The 24,549-nt window shown below is 72.8% G+C and carries 15 protein-coding genes, 1 pseudogene and 2 CRISPR repeat arrays (1 of these 18 running past the window's edge); of the genes and pseudogenes, 3 read left to right on the forward strand and 13 right to left on the reverse strand.

Annotation, left to right across the window (positions count from 1 at the left end; all coding sequences use genetic code 11):
• The first annotated feature begins 2 nt into the window (after positions 1 to 2).
• The gene (locus ACGF0D_RS01050) at positions 3 to 2,504 is read left to right on the forward strand and encodes a beta-glucosidase (protein WP_392913447.1); all 2,502 of its coding nucleotides are present in this window, start codon (positions 3 to 5) and stop codon (positions 2,502 to 2,504) included.
• Between the two features lie 90 nt (positions 2,505 to 2,594).
• Here ACGF0D_RS01050 and ACGF0D_RS01055 read toward each other — a convergent pair whose 3' ends face one another.
• From ACGF0D_RS01055 to ACGF0D_RS01070, 4 genes and pseudogenes are all read right to left on the reverse strand, one after another.
• Entirely contained in the window at positions 2,595 to 4,997 is a 2,403-nt protein-coding gene (locus tag ACGF0D_RS01055) for a sodium-translocating pyrophosphatase (RefSeq protein ID WP_392913449.1), read from the reverse strand.
• A 304-nt stretch (positions 4,998 to 5,301) separates the two neighbouring features.
• Entirely contained in the window at positions 5,302 to 8,091 is a 2,790-nt protein-coding gene (locus ACGF0D_RS01060; protein ID WP_392913451.1) for a SpoIIE family protein phosphatase, read from the reverse strand.
• A 145-nt stretch (positions 8,092 to 8,236) separates the two neighbouring features.
• A pseudogene (locus ACGF0D_RS01065) lies at positions 8,237 to 8,329 on the reverse strand (two-component system response regulator); the annotation flags it as partial.
• A gap of 72 nt (positions 8,330 to 8,401) precedes the next feature.
• Positions 8,402 to 9,610, reverse strand: coding sequence for a PP2C family protein-serine/threonine phosphatase (locus ACGF0D_RS01070; RefSeq protein WP_392913453.1), 1,209 nt, complete (start codon positions 9,608 to 9,610; stop codon positions 8,402 to 8,404).
• Between the two features lie 207 nt (positions 9,611 to 9,817).
• Here ACGF0D_RS01070 and ACGF0D_RS01075 point away from each other — a divergent pair, with 207 nt between their 5' ends.
• Positions 9,818 to 9,964: a hypothetical protein gene (locus tag ACGF0D_RS01075; protein WP_392913455.1), complete on the forward strand. Its 147-nt coding sequence runs from the start codon at positions 9,818 to 9,820 to the stop codon at positions 9,962 to 9,964.
• A 189-nt stretch (positions 9,965 to 10,153) separates the two neighbouring features.
• On the opposite strand, the gene ACGF0D_RS01080 is transcribed toward ACGF0D_RS01075, so the two are convergent.
• Positions 10,154 to 11,116, reverse strand: a complete 963-nt coding sequence (locus ACGF0D_RS01080) for an alpha/beta hydrolase (protein WP_392913457.1) — start codon at positions 11,114 to 11,116, stop codon at positions 10,154 to 10,156.
• 129 nt (positions 11,117 to 11,245) lie between these two features.
• On the opposite strand from ACGF0D_RS01080, the gene ACGF0D_RS01085 reads away from it, so the two are divergent.
• Positions 11,246 to 11,899, forward strand: coding sequence for a TetR/AcrR family transcriptional regulator (locus ACGF0D_RS01085; RefSeq protein WP_392913459.1), 654 nt, complete (start codon positions 11,246 to 11,248; stop codon positions 11,897 to 11,899).
• Between the two features lie 171 nt (positions 11,900 to 12,070).
• A CRISPR array of direct repeats spans positions 12,071 to 13,563; the repeat unit is 28 nt; unit sequence GTCGGCCCCGCGCTCGCGGGGATTGCTC.
• Positions 13,564 to 13,601: 38 nt separating this feature from the next.
• Here the strand turns inward: ACGF0D_RS01085 and cas2e are convergent.
• The 8 genes from cas2e to cas3 form a co-directional block, all read right to left on the reverse strand.
• Positions 13,602 to 13,880 carry a type I-E CRISPR-associated endoribonuclease Cas2e gene (gene cas2e / locus ACGF0D_RS01090; RefSeq protein ID WP_392913460.1) on the reverse strand — a complete coding sequence of 93 codons (279 nt, stop codon included), beginning with the start codon at positions 13,878 to 13,880 and terminating at the stop codon, positions 13,602 to 13,604.
• Entirely contained in the window at positions 13,877 to 14,899 is a 1,023-nt protein-coding gene (gene cas1e / locus ACGF0D_RS01095; RefSeq protein ID WP_392913462.1) for a type I-E CRISPR-associated endonuclease Cas1e, read from the reverse strand. Before cas1e ends, cas2e begins: the two co-directional genes overlap by 4 nt.
• 3 nt (positions 14,900 to 14,902) lie before the next feature.
• Complete coding sequence (gene cas6e / locus ACGF0D_RS01100; RefSeq protein ID WP_392913464.1) at positions 14,903 to 15,676, reverse strand: type I-E CRISPR-associated protein Cas6/Cse3/CasE; 774 nt, start codon at positions 15,674 to 15,676, stop codon at positions 14,903 to 14,905.
• A 4-nt stretch (positions 15,677 to 15,680) separates the two neighbouring features.
• Entirely contained in the window at positions 15,681 to 16,535 is an 855-nt protein-coding gene (gene cas5e / locus ACGF0D_RS01105) for a type I-E CRISPR-associated protein Cas5/CasD (RefSeq protein ID WP_392913466.1), read from the reverse strand.
• Positions 16,535 to 17,674, reverse strand: a complete 1,140-nt coding sequence (gene cas7e, locus ACGF0D_RS01110; RefSeq protein WP_392913468.1) for a type I-E CRISPR-associated protein Cas7/Cse4/CasC — start codon at positions 17,672 to 17,674, stop codon at positions 16,535 to 16,537. Before cas7e ends, cas5e begins: the two co-directional genes overlap by 1 nt.
• Before the next feature lie 71 nt (positions 17,675 to 17,745).
• On the reverse strand, positions 17,746 to 18,351 hold the full coding sequence (gene casB, locus ACGF0D_RS01115) for a type I-E CRISPR-associated protein Cse2/CasB (RefSeq protein WP_392913470.1): 606 nt from the start codon (positions 18,349 to 18,351) through the stop codon (positions 17,746 to 17,748).
• Entirely contained in the window at positions 18,341 to 20,056 is a 1,716-nt protein-coding gene (gene casA, locus ACGF0D_RS01120) for a type I-E CRISPR-associated protein Cse1/CasA (protein WP_392913472.1), read from the reverse strand. Before casA ends, casB begins: the two co-directional genes overlap by 11 nt.
• A 243-nt stretch (positions 20,057 to 20,299) precedes the next feature.
• A complete protein-coding gene (gene cas3 / locus ACGF0D_RS01125) occupies positions 20,300 to 23,197 on the reverse strand; it encodes a CRISPR-associated helicase Cas3' (RefSeq protein WP_392913474.1) in 2,898 nt (965 codons plus the stop codon).
• Between the two features lie 172 nt (positions 23,198 to 23,369).
• Positions 23,370 to 24,549: direct repeats of the CRISPR family, unit length 28 nt; unit sequence GTCGGCCCCGCGCTCGCGGGGGTTGCTC (it continues 124 nt past the right edge of the window).

The following is a 24,549-nucleotide window of genomic DNA, read 5'->3' on the forward strand; positions in this document are numbered from 1 at the left end:
CCGTGAACCGCAAGGAGAACAACCTCAGGGAGACCGCCGTGACCGCCGACGCCCGGCGTGCGGCCGCCGTCGAGACCGCCCTCGCACGGCTGGACCTGCCCGCGAAGGTCGCCCTGCTCGCCGGGGCCGACATGTGGTCGCTGCCGGCCGACGAGGAGATCGGCCTCGGCCGGCTGGTGATGTCCGACGGCCCGGCCGGCGTGCGCGGCGAGCAGTGGACCCCGGACGACCCGTCCGTCGCCCTGCCCTCGCCGACCGCGCTCGCCGCCACCTGGGACCTCGACCTGGTCCGCCGGGCCGGCCGGCTGCTCGCCCAGGAGGCCCGGCGCAAGGGCGCCCACGTGGTCCTCGCGCCGACCGTCAACCTGCACCGCAGCCCGCTCGGCGGACGTCACTTCGAGTGCTACTCGGAGGACCCGCTGCTCACCGGCGAGATCGGGGCCGCCCTGGTCTCCGGCGTCCAGGACGGCGGGGTCGGCACCACGCCCAAGCACTTCGTCGCCAACGACTCGGAGACCGACCGGTACACCGTCGACGTCCGGGTGGACGAGCGCACCCTGCGCGAGCTGTACCTCGCGCCGTTCGAGGCCATCGTGAAGAAGGCCCACCCGTGGGGCCTGATGGCCGCGTACAACGCCGTCAACGGCCCGACCATGAGCGAGCACACCGAGCTCAACACCACGGTGCTGCGCGAGGAGTGGGGCTTCGACGGCATCCTGGTCTCGGACTGGACCGGGGCCCGCGACACCGTTCGGGCCGCGCTCGGCGGCCTCGACATCGCGATGCCGGGCCCGGCCACCGTCTACGGCGAGCACCTGGTGCGGGCCGTCCACGAGGGCCTGGTGCCCGAGACCGTGGTCGACGACATGGCCCGCCGGGTCCTGCGGCTGGCCGCCCGGGTCGGCCTGCTGGCCGGCGCGCCGGCCGCCGTCCCGGCGGCGGACCTGCCCGCGCCGATCGACGGCGAGGCGCTGGTGCGCGAGCTGGCGGCGCGCTCCTTCGTCCTGCTGCGCAACGAAGGCGGCGTACTGCCGCTGGATCCTGCCCCCGCCTCGCTGGCGCTGCTCGGCGCGGCCGCGGCCGAGCCCCGGATCGGCGGCGGCGGCAGCGCCCAGGTCTTCCCGACCGCGCTGGTCACCCCGTTGGACGGCCTGCGCACCGCGCTGGGCGACCGCACCCGCCTGGTCCACGCGGTCGGCGCCGACCCACGGACCTTCCTCCCCCCGGCCGCCTTCCCGTGCCGCGCCGAACTACGCGGCGCCGAGGACTCCCTGGGCGCGACCGCGCTGGCCGACGGCGGTGTCCGCTGGCTCGGCGCCCTGCCCGGCGGAGTTCCCTTCGAGGACCTCGGCGAGGTCCGGCTGACCGGCACCCTGACCGCCGGCGCGGCCGGGCGGCACCAGCTGGCCGTCCGCGGCGTCGGCCGGTTCCGGCTGGAAGCGGACGGCCAGGTGCTCTTCGACGGCCTGCTGCACGCCGAGGGCGAGGACCCGGCCGCGGCCTTCCTCAACCCGCCGGAGCGCCGCGTCGAACTGGACCTCGCCGAGGGCCGACAGGTCGCGGTCACGCTGACGTACACCATGCCGGAGGCGGGCGACTTCGCCGGCTTCGGCCTGGTCTCCTTCACCCTCGGCCACGCCGAGCCGGCCCCCTCCGCGGAGGAGCTGATCGAGCAGGCCGTCGCGGCCGCTCGCGACGCCGAGGTCGCGGTGGTCGTGGTCGGCACCACCGAGGAGGTGGAGAGCGAGGGCGTGGACCGGGCCGGCCTGCGGCTGCCCGGCCGCCAGGACGAACTGGTCGCCCGGGTCGCGGCCGCCAACCCCCGCACCGTGGTGGTCGTCAACGCCGGCGCCCCGGTCCTGATGCCCTGGCGCGAGGATGTGGCGGCCGTGCTGCTCGGCTGGTTCCCCGGCCAGCAGGCCGGCGAGGCGCTGGCCGACGTCCTGCTCGGCACGGTCGAGCCGGCCGGCCGGCTGCCCACCACCTGGCCCGCCGAGGAGGCCGACAGCCCGGTCCGGGAGGTCACGCCGACCGACGGCCGGCTCGACTACAGCGAGGGCCTGTTCACCGGCTACCGCGCCTGGCAGCGCCGGGCCGGCGCCGCACCCGCGTACTGGTTCGGAGTCGGCCAGGGCTACACCGCCTGGTCCTACGAGAGCCTGGAGGCACGGCTGCTGGACGGCACCGCCGACGCGCTCGCCGAGGTGACCGTACGACTGCGCAACACCGGCGAGCGCCCCGGGCGCGAGGTGGTGCAGGTCTACCTCGCCACCGACGGCTCCGACCGCAGCCGCCCGGACCGCCAGCTGGCCGGCTTCGCGGTGGTCGAGGCCGCGCCGGGCGCCGTCGCCACGGCGCGGATCACCGTCCCGCGCCGAGCCGTGGAGAGCTGGGACACCGCCGCCCGCGCCTGGCGCGTCAACCCGGGCGTACACACCGTCGAGGCCGGCCGCAGCGCCGGGGACCGGCCGCTCGCGATCGCCCTGGTCGTGCCGCAGGACTGACGCCGGACAGGCCGCCCTGCCCCCGACGCACCGCCGGGGGCAGGGCCGGGCGGGGCAGCGGCCCCCACCATCGCCATGAGGACGGACTCGTCACCGGACGGGCGCGGGTTCCTCCGGCGCGTGGGTGCCGGTGGGCGTTTCGTCGGTGCCGACGATGGTGCCCCGGCGCTTGGAGATCCACACGGCGAGGACGACGACCGCCAGGGCCGGCAGGGCGATGGCCAGCCGGAGGCCCAGGTTGGCGTGCGCCCCGAAGCTGAGGTTGACGATCGCGGGCGCCACCAGGAGGGAGACCAGGTTCATCACCTTCAGAAGCGGGTTGATGGCTGGTCCGGCGGTGTCCTTGAAGGGGTCTCCCACCGTGTCGCCGATGACGGTGGCCGCGTGCGCGGGACTGCCCTTGCCGCCGTGGTGACCGTCCTCGATCAGCTTCTTGGCGTTGTCCCAGGCGCCGCCCGAGGTCGCCAGGAAGACGGCCATCAGGGTGCCCGCGCCGATCGCTCCGGCGAGGAAGGAGCCCAGCGGACCGACGCCGAGGAGGAAGCCGAGGGCGATCGGGGTCAGCACGGCGAGCAGGCCCGGGGTGACCAGTTCGCGCAGCGCGTCCCGGGTGCAGATGTCCACCACACGGCCGTACTCGGGCCGCTCGGTGCCGTCCATGATGCCGGGCCGGGTCCGGAACTGGCGCCGGACCTCGAAGACGACCGCGCCGGCGGAGCGCGAGACGGCGTTGATCGCCAGGCCGGAGAAGAGGAAGACGACGGCTGCGCCGACCAGCAGGCCGACCAGGTTGTTGGGCCGGTCGATGGCCAGGCTCAGGCTCGGTCCGTGGGCGGCCGGGCCGATCTGCGCCTCGGCGGTCGCGATGGTGTCGGTGTAGGAGCCGAACAGCGCGGTGGCGGCGAGCACCGCGGTGGCGATGGCGATGCCCTTGGTGATCGCCTTGGTGGTGTTGCCGACGGCGTCCAGTTCGGTGAGCACCTGGGCGTCGGCGCCGGTGATGTCTCCGGACATCTCCGCGATGCCCTGGGCGTTGTCGGAGACCGGGCCGAAGGTGTCCATCGCGACGATCACACCGACGGTGGTCAGCAGCCCGGTCCCGGCCAGCGCGACCGCGAACAAGGACAGGATCAGCGAGCCGCCGCCGAGCAGGAAGGCGCCGTAGACGGCGGCTCCGATGGCCAGCGCGGAGTACACAGCCGATTCCAGGCCGAGCGCGACGCCGGAGAGCACCACGGTGGCCGGCCCGGTCAGCGAGGTCCTGCCCAGGTCCCGTACCGGGCGGCGGGTGGTCTCGGTGAAGTAGCCGGTCAGTTGCTGGATGACGGCGGCCAGCACGATCCCGATGGCCACCGCCGCCAGGGCGAACAGCCGCGGACTGCCCGCGTGCCGGGTGATCTCGGCAGGCACCCCGTGCAGTCCGGAGAAGTGGGCCGGCAGGAACGCGAACACCGCGCCGGCCACCAGCGCGAGGGACACCGCGGCGGAGACGAGGAAGCCGCGGTTGATGGCGGTCATCCCGCTGCGGTCCGTGGGCCGGGGGGAGACCGTCTGAATGCCCAGGACCGCCGTGAGCACCCCGATGGCGGGCACCACCAGGGGGAAGGTCAGCCCGTTGTCGCCGAAGGCGGCTCCGCCCAGGATCAGCGCGGCGACCAGGGTCACGGCGTAGGACTCGAACAGGTCGGCCGCCATCCCCGCGCAGTCGCCCACGTTGTCACCCACGTTGTCGGCGATCGTCGCCGCGTTGCGGGGATCGTCCTCGGGGATCCCCTGCTCGACCTTGCCCACCAGGTCCGCGCCCACGTCCGCGGCCTTGGTGAAGATCCCGCCGCCCACCCGCATGAACATCGCCAGCAACGCCGCACCGAAGCCGAAGCCCTCCAGCACCTTCGGCGCGTTCGCCTGGTAGATCAGCACCACCGTGGCCGCCCCCATGAGACCCAGCCCCACGGTGAACATCCCCACCACTCCACCGGTACGGAAGGCGATCCGCATCGCCCGGTGCGACACCCCCCGCACGATCGATGCCGCCGTCGGCCCCTCCCAGGACTCGACGGCCGGAACGGGCGGCGTCCCCGCCCGGGCCGCCGCCGCCACCCGAACGTTGCTGCGCACCGCGAGCTGCATCCCGACGTACCCCGTCGTCGCCGAGAACACCGCCCCGACCAGGAAGAACACCGAACGCCCGATCCGCTGGCCCCAGTTGTCCGCCGGTAACAGCAACAGCACGAAGGGCACCACACCGGCGAAGACGCCCAGGGTGCGGAACTGGCGCCTCAGGTAGGCGTTCGCGCCCTCCTGAACCGCCCCGGCGATCCGCCTCATCGTTTCGGTGCCCTCGTCCGCGGCCAGGACCTGGCGCGCAAGCGCCCAGGCCACCACCAGGGCTCCTGCCCCGATCACCGCGACGATCACCAGCAGCGTCCGGCCCGACCCGGTCAACTCGGGCCCCGCCGCGACGGATGCGCCCGCAAGAAAAATCCCAGCCATGCCGTCCTCCTTGACGTCGTGCCTGGGCGCCAGGCGCGCGAATCAGCCGCCCGGGAACTTCAGACCGAGGCTAACCCCGGGGCCTGAAGGTCTCCACGGGGGTTAGGGCAATCGCGTACCCGGTGTGCGGCGGCGAACGACCCCCTCGAAACCGGTGCTGCCGACGCCTACGCCGAGATCGAGACCTCACACTCCGGAGCCGCGCCCAGTGGGCCCGCGGCCACGGGATCCGGGTCAGGGCGCTTCCGCGGTGTGACCGGGCCGACGAAAGCCGCTTCGGAACCCCGGCGCTTCGGAACCCCGGTTACAGCAGCATCGCCTCGAACCGGAACTCGGGTGCGGTCAGTGGCTGCTCCGACCAGATGACCTTGCCGCGCGCCGTGTACCTGGTTCCCCATCGTTCGGCCAGCTGGGCCACCAGGAACAGGCCCCGGCCCCCCTCGTCCGTGGTGTCCGCGTAGCGCAGGTGCGGGGCGGTACTGCTGCCGTCCGAGACCTCGCAGACCAGGCTGGTGTCGCGCAGCATGCGGACGCGGATGGGCTCACTGCCGTAGCGGATGGCGTTGGTGACCAGTTCGCTGAGGATCAGCTCGGTGGTGAAGGCCAGTTCCTCCAGGTCCCAGGCGGCGAGCTGGTCGTTGCACGCGTTGCGGACGCGGGAGACGGCGGCGAAGTCGGCGGGTACGTCCCAGGTGGCCACCTGGTCGGGCGCGAGCAGTTGCGTGCGTGCGACGAGGAGCGCGATGTCGTCGCTCGGACGCGGCGGGGCCAGCGCGTCGAACACGGCCCGGCAGGTCTCCTCCGGGGACGCGTCCGCGTGGGCGTTCGCCAGGGAACGGCGCAGCGTGGCGAGTCCGGCCTCCAGGTCGCGGTCGCGGTTGGTGACGAGTCCGTCGGTGTAGAGGACCAGAACGGCGCCGGGTGCCAGCTGGAGTTCGGTGGCTTCGAAGGGCAGGCCGCCCACGCCGAGTGGTGGCCCGGCGGGCAGGTCGACGAACTCCACGCTGCCGTCGACGCGGACCAGTGCGGGCGGTGGGTGACCCGCCCGCGCCATGGTGCAGTGTCCGGAGACCGGGTCGTAGATCGCGTACAGGCAGGTGGCGCCCGTGACCGTCCGCTCACCCTCACCCTCGTCCCGGCCCTCGATGTCGCCTTCTCCCTCCCCCGCCTCGTCCTGGTCGAGCCGGCCGACCAGTTCGTCGAGACGGGCGAGCAACTCGTCCGGGGGCAGGTCGAGGGTGGCGAAGTTGAGAACGGCTGTGCGCAGTCGGCCCATGGTCGCGGCGGCGTGCAGGCCGTGCCCGACGACGTCGCCGACGACCAGTGCCACGCGGAAGCCGGGCAGCGGGATGACGTCGAACCAGTCCCCGCCGACCCTGTTCAGCGCCGGCAGGTAGCGGTAGGCCGTCTCCAGGGCGCTCTGCTCGGGCAGTCCCCGGGGCAGCAGACTGCGCTGCAGTGCCTCGGCCATCCGGCGCTCGCGGGTGTAGCGGCGGGCGTTGTCGACACAGATCACCGCGCGGGCGATCAGCTCCTCGGCGAAGGCGACATCCTCCGGCCCGAACGGCTCCGACCGCCCCGCACGCCAAAAGCTGACCGTGCCCAGGGGCTGGCCGCGTGCCTCCAGCGGCGTGGAGATCAGCGAGTGGACCCCGTACGCGAGGATTCGGTCGGCGGTCTGCGGGTCGCGCGCCCGCCACGCGTGTGCCTGACGCAGGTCGGCGACCAGCGTGGCACGCCCGCTCTCCATGGCAGTGGCCTCCGGCGTGCCGGGCAGCGGGCTGATCTGCGAACCCACCGGGTAGAACGGCCGGTCCTCGCGGATGCCGCCCGCGGCCACCCGGCGGATCCGCGGGCCTCCCGCGACGCCCGTGCCGGGGAGCGGCTCGTCACCGTGCAGCACCGCCTCGGCCAGCTCGACGGTGGCGAAGTCCGCGAACCTGGGAACCGTCACATCCGCCAGCTCCTGGGCGGTCCGCACGATGTCCAGGGTGGTGCCGACCCGCAGCCCGACGTCGTAGAGCAGCTGCAGCCGGCCCCGGGCCGCCTCGGCCTGCCCGGCCAGCGCCCGCAGCTCGGTGGTGTCCCGGATCGTCGCGACGCTGCCGGGCCCACCGCCGAACGGCGCCGTGGAGCGGATGTTGACGGCGAGCAGCCGGTCCCCGGCCGGATGCACCTCGTCGGTGGCGGCCTGCCCGGACACCAGCAGCTCGGCCAGCCCCGGATCGAGCCCGAGCTCGGTGATCGGCCGCCCCTCCACCTCGGGCGGCAGCTTCAGCAGCCGCCGGGCCTCGTCGTTCGCCAGCAGCGCCCGCCCGTCCCCGCCGACGATCAGCACGCCCTCGCGCACAGCGTGCAGCACCGCGTCGTGGTGCTCGTACATCCGCGTCATCTCGGCCGGGCCCAGGCCGTGGGTCTGGCGGCGCAACCGCCGCCGCACCAGCACTGCCCCGCCCGTGCTCACGGCGAGCGCGGCGGCCGCACCGCCGAACAGGACCGGCAACTGGCTGCTCACCGTACTGCTCACGTGCGCGACGGTGACGCCGACCTGGACCAGGCCGGCGGCCGAGCCGTCCGGCCTGGTGACCGGCGCGCTGCTTTCCACGACCCGTCCGATGGGCGCGGTGAAGCTGGTGGTGATCGGTCCCTTGAGGGCCTGCTCGTACGGGCCGATGAGGTGCTGCCCGATCAGCTCGGGCTGGGCGGTCTGCGCGTAGCGCGTCCCGTCGGGGCCGGCGATCACGACGTAGTCGAAGCCGCCCTTGTTCACGACGTCCAGGGCCAGCGGCTGCAGCACCGCGGTCGGGTCGGCGCTGTCCAGAGCGGCCGCCACCGTGGGGGCCTGCGCCATGGTGACGGCCGCGGCGCGCGTACGGTGCGCGGCGTCACTCGTGGCGTAGCCGCGGGCCTGCAGGACGAGCGCCGTCAGCCCGGCACCGACCAGCAGCACCACGACGACCAACAGCCACACGAACACCTGCCCGGCGACACTGTGCGTCCCCAGCTTCGAGCGTGACCGCCCCCTGGCGGACCGGTACTCCCCCGGTCCGCCAGGTTCCGTCCCCCCGGTGGCGTGGCTGTCCGCTCTGTGCATGCAGGCCGTCCCCGCGTATCCGGCTCCCTCCTCCACGCTGCCACCCACACCGGTGGTGCGCACGCCCGAATCCGCTGGAGAGCCGAACGAACCGCCGGCAGGTTGGTGCCCCGGAGCCGTCCGGGGTGTACTGCCAGGTCGTCCGGTAGCGGTGCTCCGGGCGGCCGGTGGTGCCGTACCTGAGCTCCAGGCGGACCGGTCCCTCCCGTACCGGGTACGAGGGGTAACGCTGCGCGGTGGCGGGCGGACGGGCGGACGGGCGGACGGGCGGACGGGCGGACGGGCGGCAGAGGGTAGGGGCAAGAGCGCGTCACGGGTGCTGCGGGCGCCATTCGAAGATCAGGATGGTCGCGTCGTCCCGCAGTCGGTCGCGCTGGTGGTCGAGGATGGCGTGGATGAGCAGCCGCAGCACCTCGGCCGGGCGCTGGCCGGCGGCGGAGGAGCGGATGATGAAGTCGGTGAACTGGTCGAGGCCGAACTCCGCACCGTCCACGTCGCGTGCCTCCACGACGCCGTCGGTGTAGAGCAGGACACGGTCGCCCGGTTCCAGCGTCGTCTCGTGGACCTGTCGGACTCCCGGGACGAGTTGGCCGGCCAGGCCGATCGGAGGCTGCGGGGGGCTGTCCAGCGCTCCGTGCAACACCCGGTCGGCACGGATCAGCAGTGGCGCAGGGTGACCGCAGTTGATCCAGTGCAGCACCCCGGTCTCCGCGTCGAGCCTGCACAGCACGCCGGTGCAGAAGTGGTCGGGCAGCCATCGGGCGAGCGCCTGGTCCACGGAACCGACGACGTCGACCGGGATGCGGCCGGCACGGCGGGCGTTACGCGCCGCCGCCATGGCGACCGACGTGGTCAGGCCGGAGGTCAAATCGTGACCCATGGAGTCGAGGATCATGGTGTGCAGCACGTTCTTGATCACCGAGTGGTCGAAGGCATCGCCGGCGACGTCGTACGCCGGTTCCAGGACCGCGGTCGAGACGCACCGGCTGCTGCCGACGGTGTGGGGCGGCAGGAAGGCCCGAAGCATCTCGGCGGGCAACCCCATGGTCGTGGTGCGGGTGAGGGAGGCGAGCCAGTCGCTGTAGGTGCGCTTGGAGGTGATCAGCATGGCGAACAGATGGGCCAGCATCCGGCTGCGGCGCATCCGCACGCCGTCGAGCACGGCGGTCCGCACCGCCAGCACGCCCAGCCGCTCCGCACCGTCGACCAGCGGCATCCAGACGATCATGCCGCCGCCGTCGGCTGCCACCTGCGGGGAGACCCTGCGGTACGCCCAGCCGGCCGGCGAGCGGTCCACCGGCACCCGTTCCAAGGCCTCGTCGAGTGGGACGAGCAGCCGCTGCTGCAGGTCGACGAGGTAGATCGACGCGGTGTCCATGCCCAGGGCTGCGGCGCACCGGTTCGCCAGAGCGGGCAGTTCGACCGGCAAGGCCGTCTGCGCCTCGACGATCAGCTCCTCCAGCCGACTCTCGTCGACGGCGGTGTCGGGGCCGACGGACTCGTACGGTGGGTCCGACACGGGATCACCCCTTCCGTGCCCAGTCTCACACCGATCCCGGCCTCTCTCACGTCAGGCACGATCACGCCGGGTGCGGCCGCGACAGCATCCGGCCGAGACGGCATCGACCGTCGGGGCGCGAACCGACCACGACCGGCACCCATCGCATCGGCCCCGTGCAGCTTCTACTGGCCGCCGTTCGGAAACGGAAGCGCCACCCCCGGCACGATGTTCGTGGCCCTGCTGTTCACGGAGCAGATGGCGCCGGAGCAGGTCCGCCGCCCCGCCCTGCGGGCGCTGACGGCGGACCTGCTGTATGCACCGGTGACGGTAGCCGGCGTACGCGAACTCGCCGCGCGCACAGGCGTGTCGTAGGGATGCATCGGCCCCGCGCTCGCGGGGGTTGCTCAACGTGGCGATGCCCATCGAGGGCCTACCGCGGAGGGACCGCAGCCTCGTACGAGTTGATGGGGCCGTCGGTACCCCGTCGTACTCATGAAGCCGAGGCCGCGCCGGGAGACCGCTGGGCCGGCAGGTCCATGGGTGGAGAGCGTCGTTCCGACGTCACGTCGCCAGGGCCGCGCGGAGGAACCGGAGGATCTCCGCCTGGGCGGCCTCGGCCTGCGGTTCCAGGCCGGGCAGGGTGAGGAACGCGTGCTTCGCGCCCGGGTATTCGGAGAGGCGCGCGGGCGTGCCGGCCGCGCGCAGCCGCTCGGCGTAGCGGCGGCCGTGGTCGGCGACCGCGTCCTGGGTGGGCACCACCACGAGGGCCGGGGCCAGTCCGCTCAGGTCGTCCGCGTAGAGGGGCGAGACCGCGCCGGCGTCGGCTCCCGGCGGTACGGCAAGCCGCTGGACGAACCGCAGTTGCGGCAGGGCCCGGGTCGGGCTGTACGCGTACTCGGCGATCGAGGGGTGGTCGACCATCGTCTCGGTCACGTCGACCACGGGGTTGACCAGCACCTGCGCCTTGAGCTCCAGGCCTGCCTCTCTGGCGCGGATGGCCGTCAGCGCGGTGATCAGTGCGCCGCAGCTCTCACCGAAGACGGCCGTGCGCGCCGGGTCGACGCCCCACCGTGCGGCATGCCGCACCACGTGGTCGAGTACGTCCCAGCCGTCGTCGGCCGCGTTCGCGAGCGGACTGCCGGGGGCGAGGAGGCGGTGCTCGACGGAGACGACGAGCGCGGGCAGTCGGGCGGCGAGGTAGCTGTTGGTCCAGTCGCACTGGACCGCCGTGCCCACGAAGCCGCCCCCGTGGACGTGGACCACGAGTGGCAGGTCGGCTTGGGCAGTTGTTCCGTCGTCTTCGGTCGGCGCCGGCCGGTAGACCCGGACCGGTAAGTCGCGGCCGGGCAGCGCGATCTCCCGCCAGTCGATCGCGGCGCCGGTGTCCGGTTCCCCGAGGATCGACCGCGCTGCGCCGGGGGCCCGGAATCGGTTCTCCGCGTCGCGGTAGGTGCGCAGTTCCTCGGCCGTGATCGCCGAGAAGTCCAGCTCCGGTGGTCGCGTCGCGGCAGTGTCGTCGCTCATCTCTCCGTCTCCCCTCCCGGCCGGATGCCGGGCATGTCAGTGCGTTCGGACAGCGTTGCCCCCAGTATGCACGCGGTGCGTGCAACAGCAAGTGCATGGGCTAGGCTGAGCCCGGACGGAAGGGGCGAGATGACCGGCCGAAGGCGATGGTCGACCGAGGAGATCCTCGACACGGCGGCGGAGCTGCTACGCACGGGCGACGCCGAGTCGTTCAGCGTGCGCAAACTCGCCGCAGCGCTCGGGACCGACTCCTCCAGCCTCTACCGGCACTTCCGCAACAAGACCGAACTGCTGCGCGCGGTCGCCGACCGGATCCTGCTGGCCGCCATGGACGGCTACCACCCCGAGGGCGACTGGAAGCAGCGCATCACCGCCCTGGCCCTGCGCCTGCGGGAGGCCTTCGGCGAACAACCCCAACTCGCCACGGTGTGGGGACGCTACGCGTCCGGCGGCACCGGATCCCGACTGGTCATGGAGGAACTGCTGCAGGCCCTCCGCGCGTCCGGCCTGCCCGAAGAACAGATCCCGGTGCGATACCACCGCACCGTGATCCTCCTCGCCTCGCTGATCGCCTCCGAGGCCGGCGTCAGCACCATCACCCCCACGGAATACGAACAGGCCATGGAGCAGTTCCGCGTAGCGGTACTCGGCGCCGACCCCGAGCGCTTCCCCGCCCTGGCCCACTTCGCCCGCGACATCCGCCCCCTCGGAGCGGACCGCCGCGCAGCGTTCGAGGAGATCCTCGCCGCCCAACTCGCCGACATAGAAGCCCAGATCCCCTGATGTGCCGGATCACGGGTATGTTCAAGCGCGCGCCCACCACCGGGACAGCCCACCATCCGGTAGCGGTACGGCGGTTGGCCGCCTGCCTGTCGGTCCCTGCCGCGGACAGCCAATCGAATCGAACTGAATCAACCGGCGCCCACTGAGCCGAATCACCGCAGGTCAGAAAGTGTCGGCCCCGCGCTCGCGGGGATTGCTCCCCGAAGCAGCTGGTGCTGTGCTGATCGCACACGTCGGCCCCGCGCTCGCGGGGATTGCTCCACCAGGAGCGTCTGGAGCGCGAGCGCCTCGCGGTCGGCCCCGCGCTCGCGGGGATTGCTCCTCGTCGGGGTCGACGTGCTCCTGGTGGTGCTCGTCGGCCCCGCGCTCGCGGGGATTGCTCCGGACCCAAGCCATGGGGGCAGTCCTGGACGCAGTCGGCCCCGCGCTCGCGGGGATTGCTCCTGTGCCAAAACGACCGTCCGATGAGGGGCTGGGTCGGCCCCGCGCTCGCGGGGATTGCTCCCACCCTGCGATGATCTGGGCATGGCCAACATGGTCGGCCCCGCGCTCGCGGGGATTGCTCTCCACCGGCCCGTTCGAGGACGCCCTCGGCAACGTCGGCCCCGCGCTCGCGGGGATTGCTCTCCCCGGTGCAGCGTCTCACCGGGGCCGGGGGCGTCGGCCCCGCGCTCGCGGGGATTGCTCTCCCCGGTGCAGCGTCTCACCGGGGCCGGGGGCGTCGGCCCCGCGCTCGCGGGGATTGCTCCCAGTCGCCCGGGCTGGACATCGAGGCGATCATGTCGGCCCCGCGCTCGCGGGGATTGCTCCGCGAATGCGACGCAGCCGCCGGCCATGGGTACGTCGGCCCCGCGCTCGCGGGGATTGCTCCGACCAGCGGCGGGGGTCCTGGGCGTCGCGCAGGTCGGCCCCGCGCTCGCGGGGATTGCTCCTCGCCCGTGCGGTCGACCACGCCATCCCGCCCGTCGGCCCCGCGCTCGCGGGGATTGCTCCGCAGCGGCGCGCTTCTCCCCGGGCGGCGCCTCGTCGGCCCCGCGCTCGCGGGGATTGCTCCCCGTGGCGCAGTGCGGTGAACGTCGCGGTGGGGTCGGCCCCGCGCTCGCGGGGATTGCTCCGGATGTTGCTGGTCTGCTCCCGTCAGACCATCGTCGGCCCCGCGCTCGCGGGGATTGCTCCGCGGATGACATCTTCCAGATCGCGTACGAGTCGTCGGCCCCGCGCTCGCGGGGATCGCTCCTCGTCTCGCTCGTACACGGTGGCGGTGGTGAGGTCGGCCCCGCGCTCGCGGGGATCGCTCCTCGTCTCGCTCGTACACGGTGGCGGTGGTGAGGTCGGCCCCGCGCTCGCGGGGATTGCTCCCCGTTGTCGGAGCGGTTCCTGGACGGCGGCGTATCGGCCCCGCGCTCGCGGAGGTTGCTCCAGCGTGACGTTGGCGCAGGTAAAGATCAGGGCATCGGCCCCGCGAGTGCGGGGCCGACTCCCGCGCCGGGCCGAATTCCTCGCCGAAGTCGGAGCTATCCCCGCGCGTGCGGGGCCGACTTGGTGAACGCCTCGGCGCTGTCGGCCGGGTCGGAGCTATCCCCGCGCGTGCGGGGCCGACTCGGGCAGTTCCTCGCGGGGGGTGCCGCGGTCGGAGCTATCCCCGCGCGTGCGGGGCCGACGCTTCGTGACGTGCGGGGCCGACGCTTCGTGACCTGTGGGTTTACCGGCGGGAGCGGGCCGAGAGGATCAGTCCGTCGAAGTCAACGGGCTTCCAGCGGTCCTTGCCGGCAGTGCGGACGGTCCAGCCCTGTTCGTTGCTGGCGGGTTCGACGAGGACGGCTTGGCCGTCGCCGATGCGGGTGGCGAGGAGGTCCCAGAGGCGGTCGCGGATGCGGCGGCTGGGGGTGCCGACGAAGACGCCGGCGTTGACCTCGACCATCCAGCGGGTGAGGTGTCCGCGGAGGCCTTCGGGGGCTGCGATGAGGATGATGACGGTCATGGGCTGCTCGTGTCCTCGGTGAACTCCGGTCCGATGATGGCCAGGTGTTCGTCTCCCATGCCGGGGTCGGAGGCGGCGGGCACCGACGGGCCTTCGGTGCCGGACCAGTTGACGCCGCCTTGGACCGTCCCGACGCGTTCGTCCCAGAGTTCGTTGACCTCGACGTCGGGCATCTCGGTGCCGTCCGGGCTGAGGAGTGCCTTGACGTCGTGGACGATGCGGCCCAGCAGCTTGTCCTGGGCGATGCGGTCGCGTAGGCCGAGGCGGGCGTCGCGTTCCTCGGTGTGGCCCTGTTGGGCGAGCTCGAAGGCGAGGGGGATGGTGTACTCGGCCTTGTAGAGGTCGGCGATGTCGAGGACGAACGAGGTCGCCAGGCCGGTGTGGACGAAGCCGAGCCCCGGGCTGGCGCCCAGCCCGGTGATGACGGCGTGGCAGATCCCGTACAGGGCGGCGTTGGCCGCCGACAGCAGCCGGTTGAGGTCGTCGCCCGCGGCGTACGCGTCGCCTGCCTTGTAGACTCGGCCGTTCCAGGGGACGCCGGTTCGCCGCGATTCGGCCTGGTAGAGCTTGCGGATGCGGGCGCCCTCGCGGCCGCGCAGCTGCTGCATGGTGGCGGTGCTGACGTCTTCGCCGGGGAACCGCATGCGGTACATGTTCCGTGCGACGGCCAGGCGTTCCTTCGTGCGGCTGACCAGCCAGGCCTGTCGGTTGAGCAGGCCCGCGCCGCGGCTGGGGCCGAGGCCGGCGGCGTACATGCGTACGCCCTGCTCGCCGACCCAGCACACGGTGGTGCCGGAGTCGGCGAGGAGGTTGACGGCACCGTGGGTGATGCGGGTGCCCGGGCCGAGCAGCATCACGGCGACCATGGCGGCCGGGACGCGGACGGTTTCGCGTTTGTTGATGACGACGACGGCGTTCTCGTCGCGGTCGATGTGGCTGCGCTCGACGTAGACGCTTGAGACGCGGTCGGCGAGGCGGTGCAGGTCGTGGGGGTGGGCTTTCCACCAGATGTCGGCCATCGGTCAGCGGGCTCCGGTGGGCAGCGGGGCGAGGGTGAGCAGGCCGCAGCCGTAGGCCTTGGAGGGGCCGATGCCGCCGAGGAGGGCGGCCTGCAGGAGGCCCGGGTCGGTGATGCGCAGGTGGCCTTCGAAGGTGGCGGTGGTGAGGGTGACCGGGGTGCGGGTGCCGGGCTTGGTGAAGGTGCTGCGGCTGCGGTCGGTGATCCTCACCTCCCGGGCGGGCCGTGCGTCAGCCGGGGTGTCGGAGGCTGACGGTTCGAGGCCGGGTGCCGGCTCGTCGGTGCGTGCTGCGGGGACGGTGAAGCCCCAGCGGTCGGTGCGGTCCAGGAACCAGGTGAGCTGCTGGGCGGCGGTGCGGTGGGCCATGCGGTAGGAGCGGTGGTGGAGTTCGGCGGCGGTCTTGGTGTGGTGTGCGCTCGCCTTCTCGGGCTTGGAGGTGTTCTGGACGGGGCTGGCCTTGAGCCGGAAGGCGAACTCCCGGCCAACGGCGAGCTGGGCGAGCAGCGGGGTGTAGTCGCGGATCGCGTAGTGCTCGCCTTCGGCGTCGGGCCAGCCGGCCTGTTCGACGATGTGGGTCCAGTCGGGCTTGGAGGGGGTGAGGACCAGCAGCATCGGGCGGCGCGGGTGGTCGGCGTCCAGGCGCCACAGGATTCGGTCGCCGGGGGCGGTGTCGGGGATGCCGGCCGTGACGGCGCCGTGCAGGGCGCGGGGGTTGGCGAGCAGGTTGCGGCTGGCGGCGCGCAGCGGGTTGATGCGGACGCGGGAGAGGTAGGTCATCGGGTCACCAGCCCAGCAGGGCGAACGGGTCGTGGCCGCCGGCGGCTGCGGCCGGTTGCGTGGTCGTGGCGGATGGGGCCAGGCCGGTGGGGACGTCGAGCCAGGCGTGGCGGATCCGCCGGGTGGAGAAGCCGCGTTCGCGGGGGTCGAAGGAGCGCGGGACGTCCTGGAGGGTGTCGTCGCCCGACGGGTCGTCGAAGGTCGCGGCCAGGTCGATCCGGTGGGGGGAGAACGGCTCGGCCCCCTGCTCGGCCCGCCGACGGTAGGCCTGCTTGGCGGCCTTGCCGGCCTGCCAGGGCTCCTCGGCCAGGACGTCCTCCAGAGTGCCGTCGCGTACCTCGCCGAGGGCGATCGGCTGGGTGGGGACGCAGGAGCGCCGGCCGAGAGCGAGCGGGAAGGCGGGGCGGCGGATCGCCTCGGCGAGCGCCGTGACGAGGGCGGCCGGGCCTTGGACGGCGGCGACGAACACCGCGTCCTGAAGGTAGTAGCGGTGGGTGACGTGGGTGTCCTTGGCCGGGGAGGTCGGCTTCTGGACACCCTTGGCGTTGACGCCGGCCTGCGGCAGCGGCCTGCCCCGGTAGTCGCTGACGGTGTGGTAGTCGCGCAGCAGCGTTCCGGGCTGGTCGATGCGCACGCCCAGGCGCAGGCCGACCAGGTCCTTGATGTCCGCCTCGCGCGGGCGGCCTGCGGCGGCGGCGAGCAGACCGATGACACCGGACTTGGTCGGCTGGGGCCGGCTGTCGCGGCGGTTGAAGGCGCTGCGGTCGCCCCAGGACTGGAGGGGGCCTGCGAGGCGCAGCACGAGGACCGCCTGCTCCTCGTCCCGCGGGTCCGGTGCGGGGGTGGGGTCGGCGGGCATCAGTTGTCGTTCATCCGCTCGGTGAGGACGGTGCGCAGGGCGTCGCGCAGCTCGGGGAAGGTGCGGTTCGCGCCGAAGGCCTCGGCCAGCTTGTGCTCGGTCTCGTCGGCGTCGGCACCGAGGGTGTGGCAGATGCCGACGTACAGCGGGGCGTCGCCCCACTGCTCGGTGGCGGTGGCGAACTCCCCGGCGAGGCGGCGCGCGGACTCGGCGACGATGCCCCGGCTCGCCGGGACGGGGTTCTCGTACGCGGATACGAGGTTCACCGGCTGGTCGGCGCGTACGACGACGGCGACCAGGCTGGGGCGGGTGCGGTGGGCGAAGGAGTTGCCGTAGCCGGTGGGCATGGAGCGGGCGAAGGAGTCGACGAACAGGTCGACGGCCTCGACGGCGGCCTTGTCGTCGCCGAGGTTGTCCCGCAGCTGGTGCAGGCCGACGGTGGCGTAGCGGTACAGGGTGGCGGAGTTGAAGCCGATCGTGCCGATCATGCCGGCGCCGGTCTCGTCCGCGGTGTTCTCGTCGTCGACCGCCGTGTAGTAGTCGAACTCGAGCTCGGTGGCGTGGGTGGAGATCGCGTGCGCGACCTGCGTGGCGGCGTCGACGTTCAGGCCGGGAATGTCCGCGACCATCCGGCCGAACAGCGCCACGTCCGCCGGGTGGCCGTTCTGCAGCTCTTCCTTGACCGGCAGGGCCTTGACCGCCTCCTCCAGGGCCTTGGCGTCGAGGGTGGCGAGGTCGGCGGCGGTGTCGGCGACCAGGCCGACGATGCCGTCCAGTTGGCGGCGCCCGTAGAAGAGGAGGTAGGCGGTGTCGCCCGCCTTCTTGCCCGCGGAGATGCCGGTCGACTTGATCAGCGCGTCGGCGATCCGCTGCGCGTCCTCGGCGGTGATGCCGGTGCGCTGGGCGACGCCCTTGGCGAGCTGGGCGGCGATCCGCTTGGTGCGGGTGGCGAGGTCCTGCGGGTCGCGGCTCTCGGCGAAGTGGAGGCGGGTGGAGCGCTTCCAGGCCTGGGAGGAGACCCGGGAGCGGCGCTTGCCGCCGAAGTAGGCCTCCTTCGGGTTGCCGTTGTCGTCCCGGTTGAGGTTCGCCGGCGGGACGGTCTGCAAGATGTGCACGTCGATGTAGAGGCGGTCGGTCATGCGCTTCTCCTCGGTGGTGTCGGTGTCGGTACCGGTGTTGGGATGCGGGGTCAGCGGTGTTCGCGGGGTGATCAGTCAGCGTCGGGTGCCTTGTCCTTCCAGGCCTGGTAGCCGATGGCCCACTTGAGGCGGACCTCCGGGCGCCGGTCGGTGTGGTGCCAGGCCCGGATGTCGGCCATCAGGTGGTTGTAGTCCAGCGGCTGCCCGACGGTTCGCAGCTGGGTGATCAGGCCGCGCAGGTGGACCAGCAGCGCGGACACGCTGGTGGCACCGGCGAGTTGCGCGACCCTCCGGTCGAGCGCCTCCTCACTGAACTTGCCGTCGCGCCGCAGGGCGCGCAGGGCCTCGCCGAGCTTGATGCCGCGGCGGTGCATCGGCGTGGACTGGCTCTGCTGGTGCAGGCCGTAGAGGGCGAGGGCGGCGTGCTCGGCCTTCTGCTCGTCGGAGACCTCGTCGCGCAGCGCGAGGACGTCGTTGACCTCGCAGCTGTAGAGCGGCCACATCTTGGGGCTGTCCATGACGGGACGGCCCAGGCCGGTGCGCAGGGCCGCGAGGTCCTCGCCGGGCGGGCGGCGCGGCTGCCCGGTACGGGGGTCGAGGCGCCAGGTGTGGTCGGGGGCTGTGATCTTGTCCCAGTACGGGCGCCGCTTGGCGGTGGTGGTGTGTTCAGTCGTCAAGGTCCGCTCCAGGGACTGGGTCGGGGTCGGGTCCGGTCTCGGCGGCCCGGGCGGCGGCCGCCTCCCGGAGGGCTTCGGCGTAGCGGGGGAGGATCTCGTCCAGCCGGCGCCGGAACGCGGCACCGGCGGTGCCGAGCTTGTAGGTCTGCGGCTTGCCCGACTTGCCTGCCGGGCCGGCGGTGCGGCCCTGGAAGGTGGTGGCGGGGGCGGCCAGCAGGAGCTCGTTCGCCGCCTCCCGCGCGCGGCGGTTGGCGAGTTCCTCCCAGGCGAACCTGCCCCGCTCCAGGACGTCGCCGTCGGTGCCGGCGGCACGGACGCCGGCGAGCAGGCGGCGGACCAGCGGGTCGAGGGTATGCAGGAGGAGGTCGCCGGGGCGCTGGCCCTTGTCCCAGGGGATGGGGTCGGTGCCGGCGGCCCGGCGCAGGTCGGCGGAGAGGTTGTTGACGGCCTTCGCGAGCTGTTCCGCCTGCTCGGCCACGTCGAGGAGGAGCTCGTGGGCTTCGCTGTCCTGGTGGAGAGCGAGCAGCGGCAGCGGGATCTCGTCGTGGATGACGTCCTCGACGACGGAGGACTGGGTGCCGTAGACCATGCCGAAGGTCTCGACCTGCAGCGGGTAGTCGGCGTCGAGCCTGTCGAGCTCCCGCAGGGCGCTGGCCTCGTCCAGCAGAACGCTGGTCTCGAAGCCGCCTTCGGGGCCCTGCCGGGTCGGGGTGAGAAGGGCGTCCAGGCCCCGCCAGGCGGCCTTGCCCTGGGTGTGCCGGCGCGGCCTGCGCTCGGGCAGGGCCGACGCGGACTTCTTGGCGGGAGCGGTGAACGTCCAGGCGGTGTGCGGCTCCTGCACGGGCAGGACCGTGAGCCGGTCACCGGCGCTGATGACCACCCGGGCGATCTTCAGTCGGCCGTCGTCGTCCTGGTGCGGGACGAGCCGGACCCGCCGGGCCTGCCAGGTCCACAGGTCGAGCAGGCCGTCGGCGGAGCGCGGCTTCCAGGCCGGGCCGTGGGGGGCCCGCAACCATTGCGGGACGCCGAGGGCGCCGGGCGGGGTGACCGGGACGTTCAGCAGGAGGGTCTCGTACAGGGTGCGCCCGGTGGGGATGATGACGCCGAGCTGGCCGAGCGGGCCGGTCGGGTTCCCCGTCGTCTTGCCCGCCTTGACCTCGAGGTCGCCGACGACACCGGTCTTGATCGCCGCGGTGTCCCAGCAGTGGGTGTGCACCAGCCAGTGCGCGGCCTGGGCGGGTGTCAGCTCGAGCGGGTCCGCGTCCGTACGGCTGGCGAACAGCGGGACGTTGTTGCCGCTCGCGGCGGTCGCGACCAGAGCGGCGGAGCCCTTCGTCTCGTCCTTGGCCGTCCGCAGCCCGGCGACCTGCGCGAACGGGGCGGCCGGGTCGAAGAGGTCGAACTTCGCGCGGTGCTCTTCGAGGTAGGTTCGGAGGCTGTTCAGCTCGTCCTGCGTGAACCCGTCCTTCTGGGCGAGCCGGTCGCCCTTCTCCCGGAGGGTCTGGGGCGCGCCGGTGGCGTGGGCGACGACGGGCAGCAGGACCTGGCGCAGGACGGCCGGCAGCTGGGTGGAGAACTCGACGACAAGGCCCTCCAGCTCATGGGCCCGGGCCAGGGCCTCGGCGATCCCCAGCTCCACGGGAGGCCCGCCGGCGACGGGCCGCGCCGTCAGCCACGGTTCCTCGACAAGGTTGTACCCAGGCACGCGCTGTTCTCCCAACTGGCCATGTTTAGCTCGCTGTTGGCTAAGCGTGGCACCTCTGATGGTCCGTTGTGGGGCGAATGCCTAGATTGCCCCTCGACCCCTCGGCCCCGCGGGTTGGCGTTGCGCGGGGGTGGCCCCTGGCCGTGTTTCCGGCTCCCGGCCGAGAGCACGTCGGCCCCGCGTTCGCGGGGACAAGGGGTGCGCGTGGGCGGGACGGCATCGTGTCCGTTCCGCCCACGCGCTCTACCGGTACGGGCGACCGCCGCTCACCACGAGTCCGAGCGCCTCGTCGTAGCGCAGCCGGAAGTCTCCGAGCGACGCCTCGCCCTGCTCGTCGAGCTTGAGGGCGAGGCTGTAGCGAAGCCACGGATGGTCCCTCCAGCCCGGCAGCGGACCGAGTGCCTGCTCGGCAGCCTCGGTCAGCTTGGCGGGCAGGCGCACCGTGCCGCAGAGCACGTCGTCCACCACCTCCGCCGCAACCTCGCCGTTCGGGCCGAGCCTGCGACCCGTCACCGCCCGGAAGCCGTCCTCGGTGCCGCGCACCAGGACCACCTCCACACTGCGGTCCCCGTCACGGACGAGCGCCTCGAACTGCCCCTCGGCCACGGTGCCGTGGCCACCGTAGTGCAGGCCGGCCAGGGTCGGAGACCCGTGCTCCCCGGCGCGGGTCAGCACGTACTCGGCAGCCTTCGCGCGACGCTCGGCCTGCCGCTCCTCCCACTCCCGCCGGGCCTGCGTCTCGGCCTCACCCCACGCCTCCGGGACGACCGGGTCCGTCCCGTAAACCCGGGCGACCAGGTCCGGCACCTGGCCGGGAATACTCCAGGTGCCCCCACCGGCCGTCACCCGCTCCACCTCAGCAGCAGTGCGCAGCAGGAGGTAACGGCCGTAGATCCCCTCGGAGGCGCGCAGCATGTGCGGCGCGCCTCCGTCGCTGTCGAGGCTGATGCCGGTGACGACGACCGTGGGCTGCTCCAGCAGGACGGGACGCTTCACCCCGTCGTGGCGGTGGAGGCGGCCGATGCGCTGGAGGAGGAGGTCCATCGGGGCGAGGTCGGTGATCAGCAGATCGGCGTCGACGTCGAACGACTGCTCCGCGAGCTGGGTGGCCACGACGATCAGCCTGCTGGGACGCTCGACACCCTCGGCCAGCGGGGCGAGGAGGTTCAGCACCTCCTGCGTGCGGTCGGCCCGATGGCCCGTGTGCAGGCGTCCGTGCAGGAGCCGGACGTCGGCGCCGAACTCCTTACGGAGGGCGTCGAAGGTGGATTGGGCGCGGTCCACCGTGTTGCGGATGACCAGGACGCATCCGCCGTCGACCAGCCGCTCCCTCAGGTAGTCGACCACGGCGGTGTCCGCCGGCCCCGCGTCGTTCTCTGCGGCGTGGGAATCGGTCCGGGAGTCGGCCCGCGTCGGCGGCTCATCGAGGACCTCGACCCGCACCCGCAGGTTGTCACGCCAGGATTCCGTGCTCTCGACCAGAATCTCCGGCTTCCCGTCGTGGCCCTGCCAGGCCGCCGTCACGCTCGGATACCCCTGCGGCTCGGGAACCTCCAGCGCCGCTGCGGCCTCCGCCGACTGCGTTCCGGCCAGGTAGGCGGCAACCAGCAGGCGCCGTTGCTCGGGCGGCAGGGTCGCCGACAGCAACACCACCGGCACCCCGGCCTGCCCGAGCCACCACAGGCCCTCCAACAGGAACTGCGACATGTAGACGTCGGCCGCGTGGACCTCGTCGAGGACCACGACCTTGCCCACCAGGCCGGCCATCCGCAGCATCACATGCTTCGTCCGCGTCGCGGCAAACAGGAGCTGATCGATCGTGCCGACCGCGAACGGGCTCAACAGGCCACGCCGACGGCCGAGGAACCACTCGGCAGGCGCCCTGCGCTCGCCGCCCTCGCAGCCGTCGCAGTAATCGGACTGCACGCCGTACTCGTCCACCGTCGAGTAGCGGGCGTCGGCGTCCTGGCTCCCCTCCCCCGCGTCTTCCAGCAGGCCTCGCCACTCCTTGTTGAACATCCGCTTGCCGTGCAGCAGCGCGACCTGGTCCTCCAGCCCCTCCTCGACGTTGCGCAGCCAGGACCGGACCTGAGTGAACATCGGATCCGAGGTCGCCTGGGTCGGCATACCCAGATACACCCCGTCCAGGCCGTACCGGGCGGCCAACAGCTCCGCCGCCGCCAGCGCGGCCTTCGTCTTCCCCTCCCCCATCGGCGCCTCGACGATCACCAGCCCCGGCCCACCCATCCGACGCACGACATCCAGCACCAGATCCTGCGACGGGCGGGTCCCGTGACCGAAGCGGTCCCGGAACGCCTCCGGGCCCGGAATCGGCAGCGCCCCCCACCCGCCGCGCAAGCCGAGGCTCGACCATGCCGCAGCGGCCCGCTGACGCGCCTGGGCGATCGTCACCTTCGCGAGGTCCGTTACCCCGGCGAAGTGCCGCTCGTCGCTGGCGATCCAGTCCGCCATCACCACGTACCCGGACAGTTGGAGCTGCATCGCACGGCCCGGCACCCGGGCGGGTTCGACGGCGGCCAGCGGCGACTCACCCGCGAAGCCCAGCTCACGGGAGAACACCTCAACCAGCGCCGACTGCGCCAACTTCCAGGACGGGCCCTTGCCCTGAACGTCCTCCTTCTTCGGAGGCAGCTGGCCGAGCGTGGGGAAGCGTCCGTGGTGGCCGGCGACCAACGGCCAGACCCAGTCGACCTGCTCCTCCGCCCACCCTGCCTTGGCAAGCGCCGCGCGCAGGAGGCGGCCGCCAGCCTTGTCGTGCCGCCAGCGCTCGGATTTCACCGCGAACTTGTTCCAGGACAGGCCGGATCCACGAACGGCGTCCGCCAAGTCGGAGTCCATGTGTTGGAAGGCGGGGACGGCCTTGCCGTAGTCGTGGATCCCGCACAGCCAGGAGAAAAGGCGCCGGCCCTTCTCCCGGCCGCCCGCGACGGCGTCCAGACGCTGCTTTGTCACGGGCGGCAGGTAGCGGTCCCAGACAACCTCCGCCACCGCCGCGGTGTCCAGCATGTGCGACAGCAGGAGGTTGGCAGACCCTCCGGCCCGCCCGGCCGACTTCCCCCACAACACGCCCAGCCAGCCCCTGACCTCGGGCGGGTACCCCTGCCAGCGGTCATCGGTCATCGTCCCAACCTCCATGTGCGAGTACGCTTCGGGAGCCTAGGGGGAGGTACTGACAATTGGCTTGGCTGCAAGAAGATGTGACGATAATTCAGGAGATCTGCTATGGACCGCCTACCGAATCGAACTGAATCAATCGGCGCCATCTGAGGAGAATCGCTGCAGGTCAGGAAGTGTCGGCCCCGCGCTCGCGGGGGTTGCTCCAGCGCGAAGCCGACGACCGCCGACGCAAGGAAGTCGGCCCCGCGCTCGCGGGGGTTGCTCTTTTTTGATCACCAGCAGCCCAGGAACTCCTTGGTCGGCCCCGCGCTCGCGGGGGTTGCTCAAGCGGTCGGATGCCGTGCCGCTGATCGACGCGGTCGGCCCCGCGCTCGCGGGGGTTGCTCCCAGGCCGGTGGATTCTCGGCGTAGTGCTGGGCGTCGGCCCCGCGCTCGCGGGGGTTGCTCCCATCCCCACAGGGATTAGTCGGATGACCATCCGTCGGCCCCGCGCTCGCGGGGGTTGCTCCAGGGCATCCGCGACCTGCTTGACGGCCTGCAGGTCGGCCCCGCGCTCGCGGGGGTTGCTCTACCGGAGTTTGCACCGCGCCTCTGACTGGGAGGTCGGCCCCGCGCTCGCGGGGGTTGCTCCCCGTTGGTACTTGTCGTCATGGACGAGTGCCAGTCGGCCCCGCGCTCGCGGGGGTTGCTCCCCGGGGCCGCCCGGCGAGTTGGTCAGGGTCTCGTCGGCCCCGCGCTCGCGGGGGTTGCTCCCCCGAGCTAGCAGTGCGAAGGGCGCCCACCCTGTCGGCCCCGCGCTCGCGGGGGTTGCTCGGCACATGGCCTTCCATGTGCCGGCACCGCTGGGTCGGCCCCGCGCTCGCGGGGGTTGCTCCTCGGGCCAGCACCTGCGGGTGCCCTTCGAGCAGTCGGCCCCGCGCTCGCGGGGGTTGCTCCGGTCAGCGCTGCCCGTCGGGCTGCTGCAACGGGTCGGCCCCGCGCTCGCGGGGGTTGCTCGCACGCGTGCACATATCGCACTTGGCTCACCATGTCGGCCCCGCGCTCGCGGGGGTTGCTCCGCCTACCTGGCACTCGTCGGCCCCGCCACCGGGTCGGCCCCGCGCTCGCGGGGGTTGCTCTGCAGCCGCCTTACGGCGGGCCCGCTCCGGACTGTCGGCCCCGCGCTCGCGGGGGTTGCTCGACCTGCTCGACCTCCAGCGCCGCTGGTACACCGTCGGCCCCGCGCTCGCGCGGGTTGCTCCGCCACCGAGGGCTCGGTCGGCACCGGCGTCGAGTCGGCCCCGCGCTCGCGGGGGTTGCTCCCGGCCGTCGTAGAAGCGCCCGGACGGCGCACCGTCGGCCCCGCGCTCGCGGGG

The organism is Kitasatospora sp. NPDC048298 (assembly GCF_043201465.1).
GTDB lineage: Bacteria > Actinomycetota > Actinomycetes > Streptomycetales > Streptomycetaceae > Kitasatospora.

Coding starts and splice junctions, on each gene's coding strand:
- ACGF0D_RS01080 (WP_392913457.1), bottom strand. CDS start 11,116: ATGAGCGACGACACTGCCGCGACGCGACCACCGGAGCTGGACTTCTCG.
- cas2e (WP_392913460.1), bottom strand. CDS start 13,880: ATGACCGTCATCATCCTCATCGCAGCCCCCGAAGGCCTCCGCGGACAC.
- cas3 (WP_392913474.1), bottom strand. CDS start 23,197: ATGACCGATGACCGCTGGCAGGGGTACCCGCCCGAGGTCAGGGGCTGG.
- ACGF0D_RS01085 (WP_392913459.1), top strand. CDS start 11,246: ATGACCGGCCGAAGGCGATGGTCGACCGAGGAGATCCTCGACACGGCG.
- cas1e (WP_392913462.1), bottom strand. CDS start 14,899: ATGGCCGACATCTGGTGGAAAGCCCACCCCCACGACCTGCACCGCCTC.
- ACGF0D_RS01060 (WP_392913451.1), bottom strand. CDS start 8,091: ATGCACAGAGCGGACAGCCACGCCACCGGGGGGACGGAACCTGGCGGA.
- cas7e (WP_392913468.1), bottom strand. CDS start 17,674: ATGACCGACCGCCTCTACATCGACGTGCACATCTTGCAGACCGTCCCG.
- cas5e (WP_392913466.1), bottom strand. CDS start 16,535: ATGCCCGCCGACCCCACCCCCGCACCGGACCCGCGGGACGAGGAGCAG.
- ACGF0D_RS01055 (WP_392913449.1), bottom strand. CDS start 4,997: ATGGCTGGGATTTTTCTTGCGGGCGCATCCGTCGCGGCGGGGCCCGAG.
- cas6e (WP_392913464.1), bottom strand. CDS start 15,676: ATGACCTACCTCTCCCGCGTCCGCATCAACCCGCTGCGCGCCGCCAGC.
- ACGF0D_RS01075 (WP_392913455.1), top strand. CDS start 9,818: ATGTTCGTGGCCCTGCTGTTCACGGAGCAGATGGCGCCGGAGCAGGTC.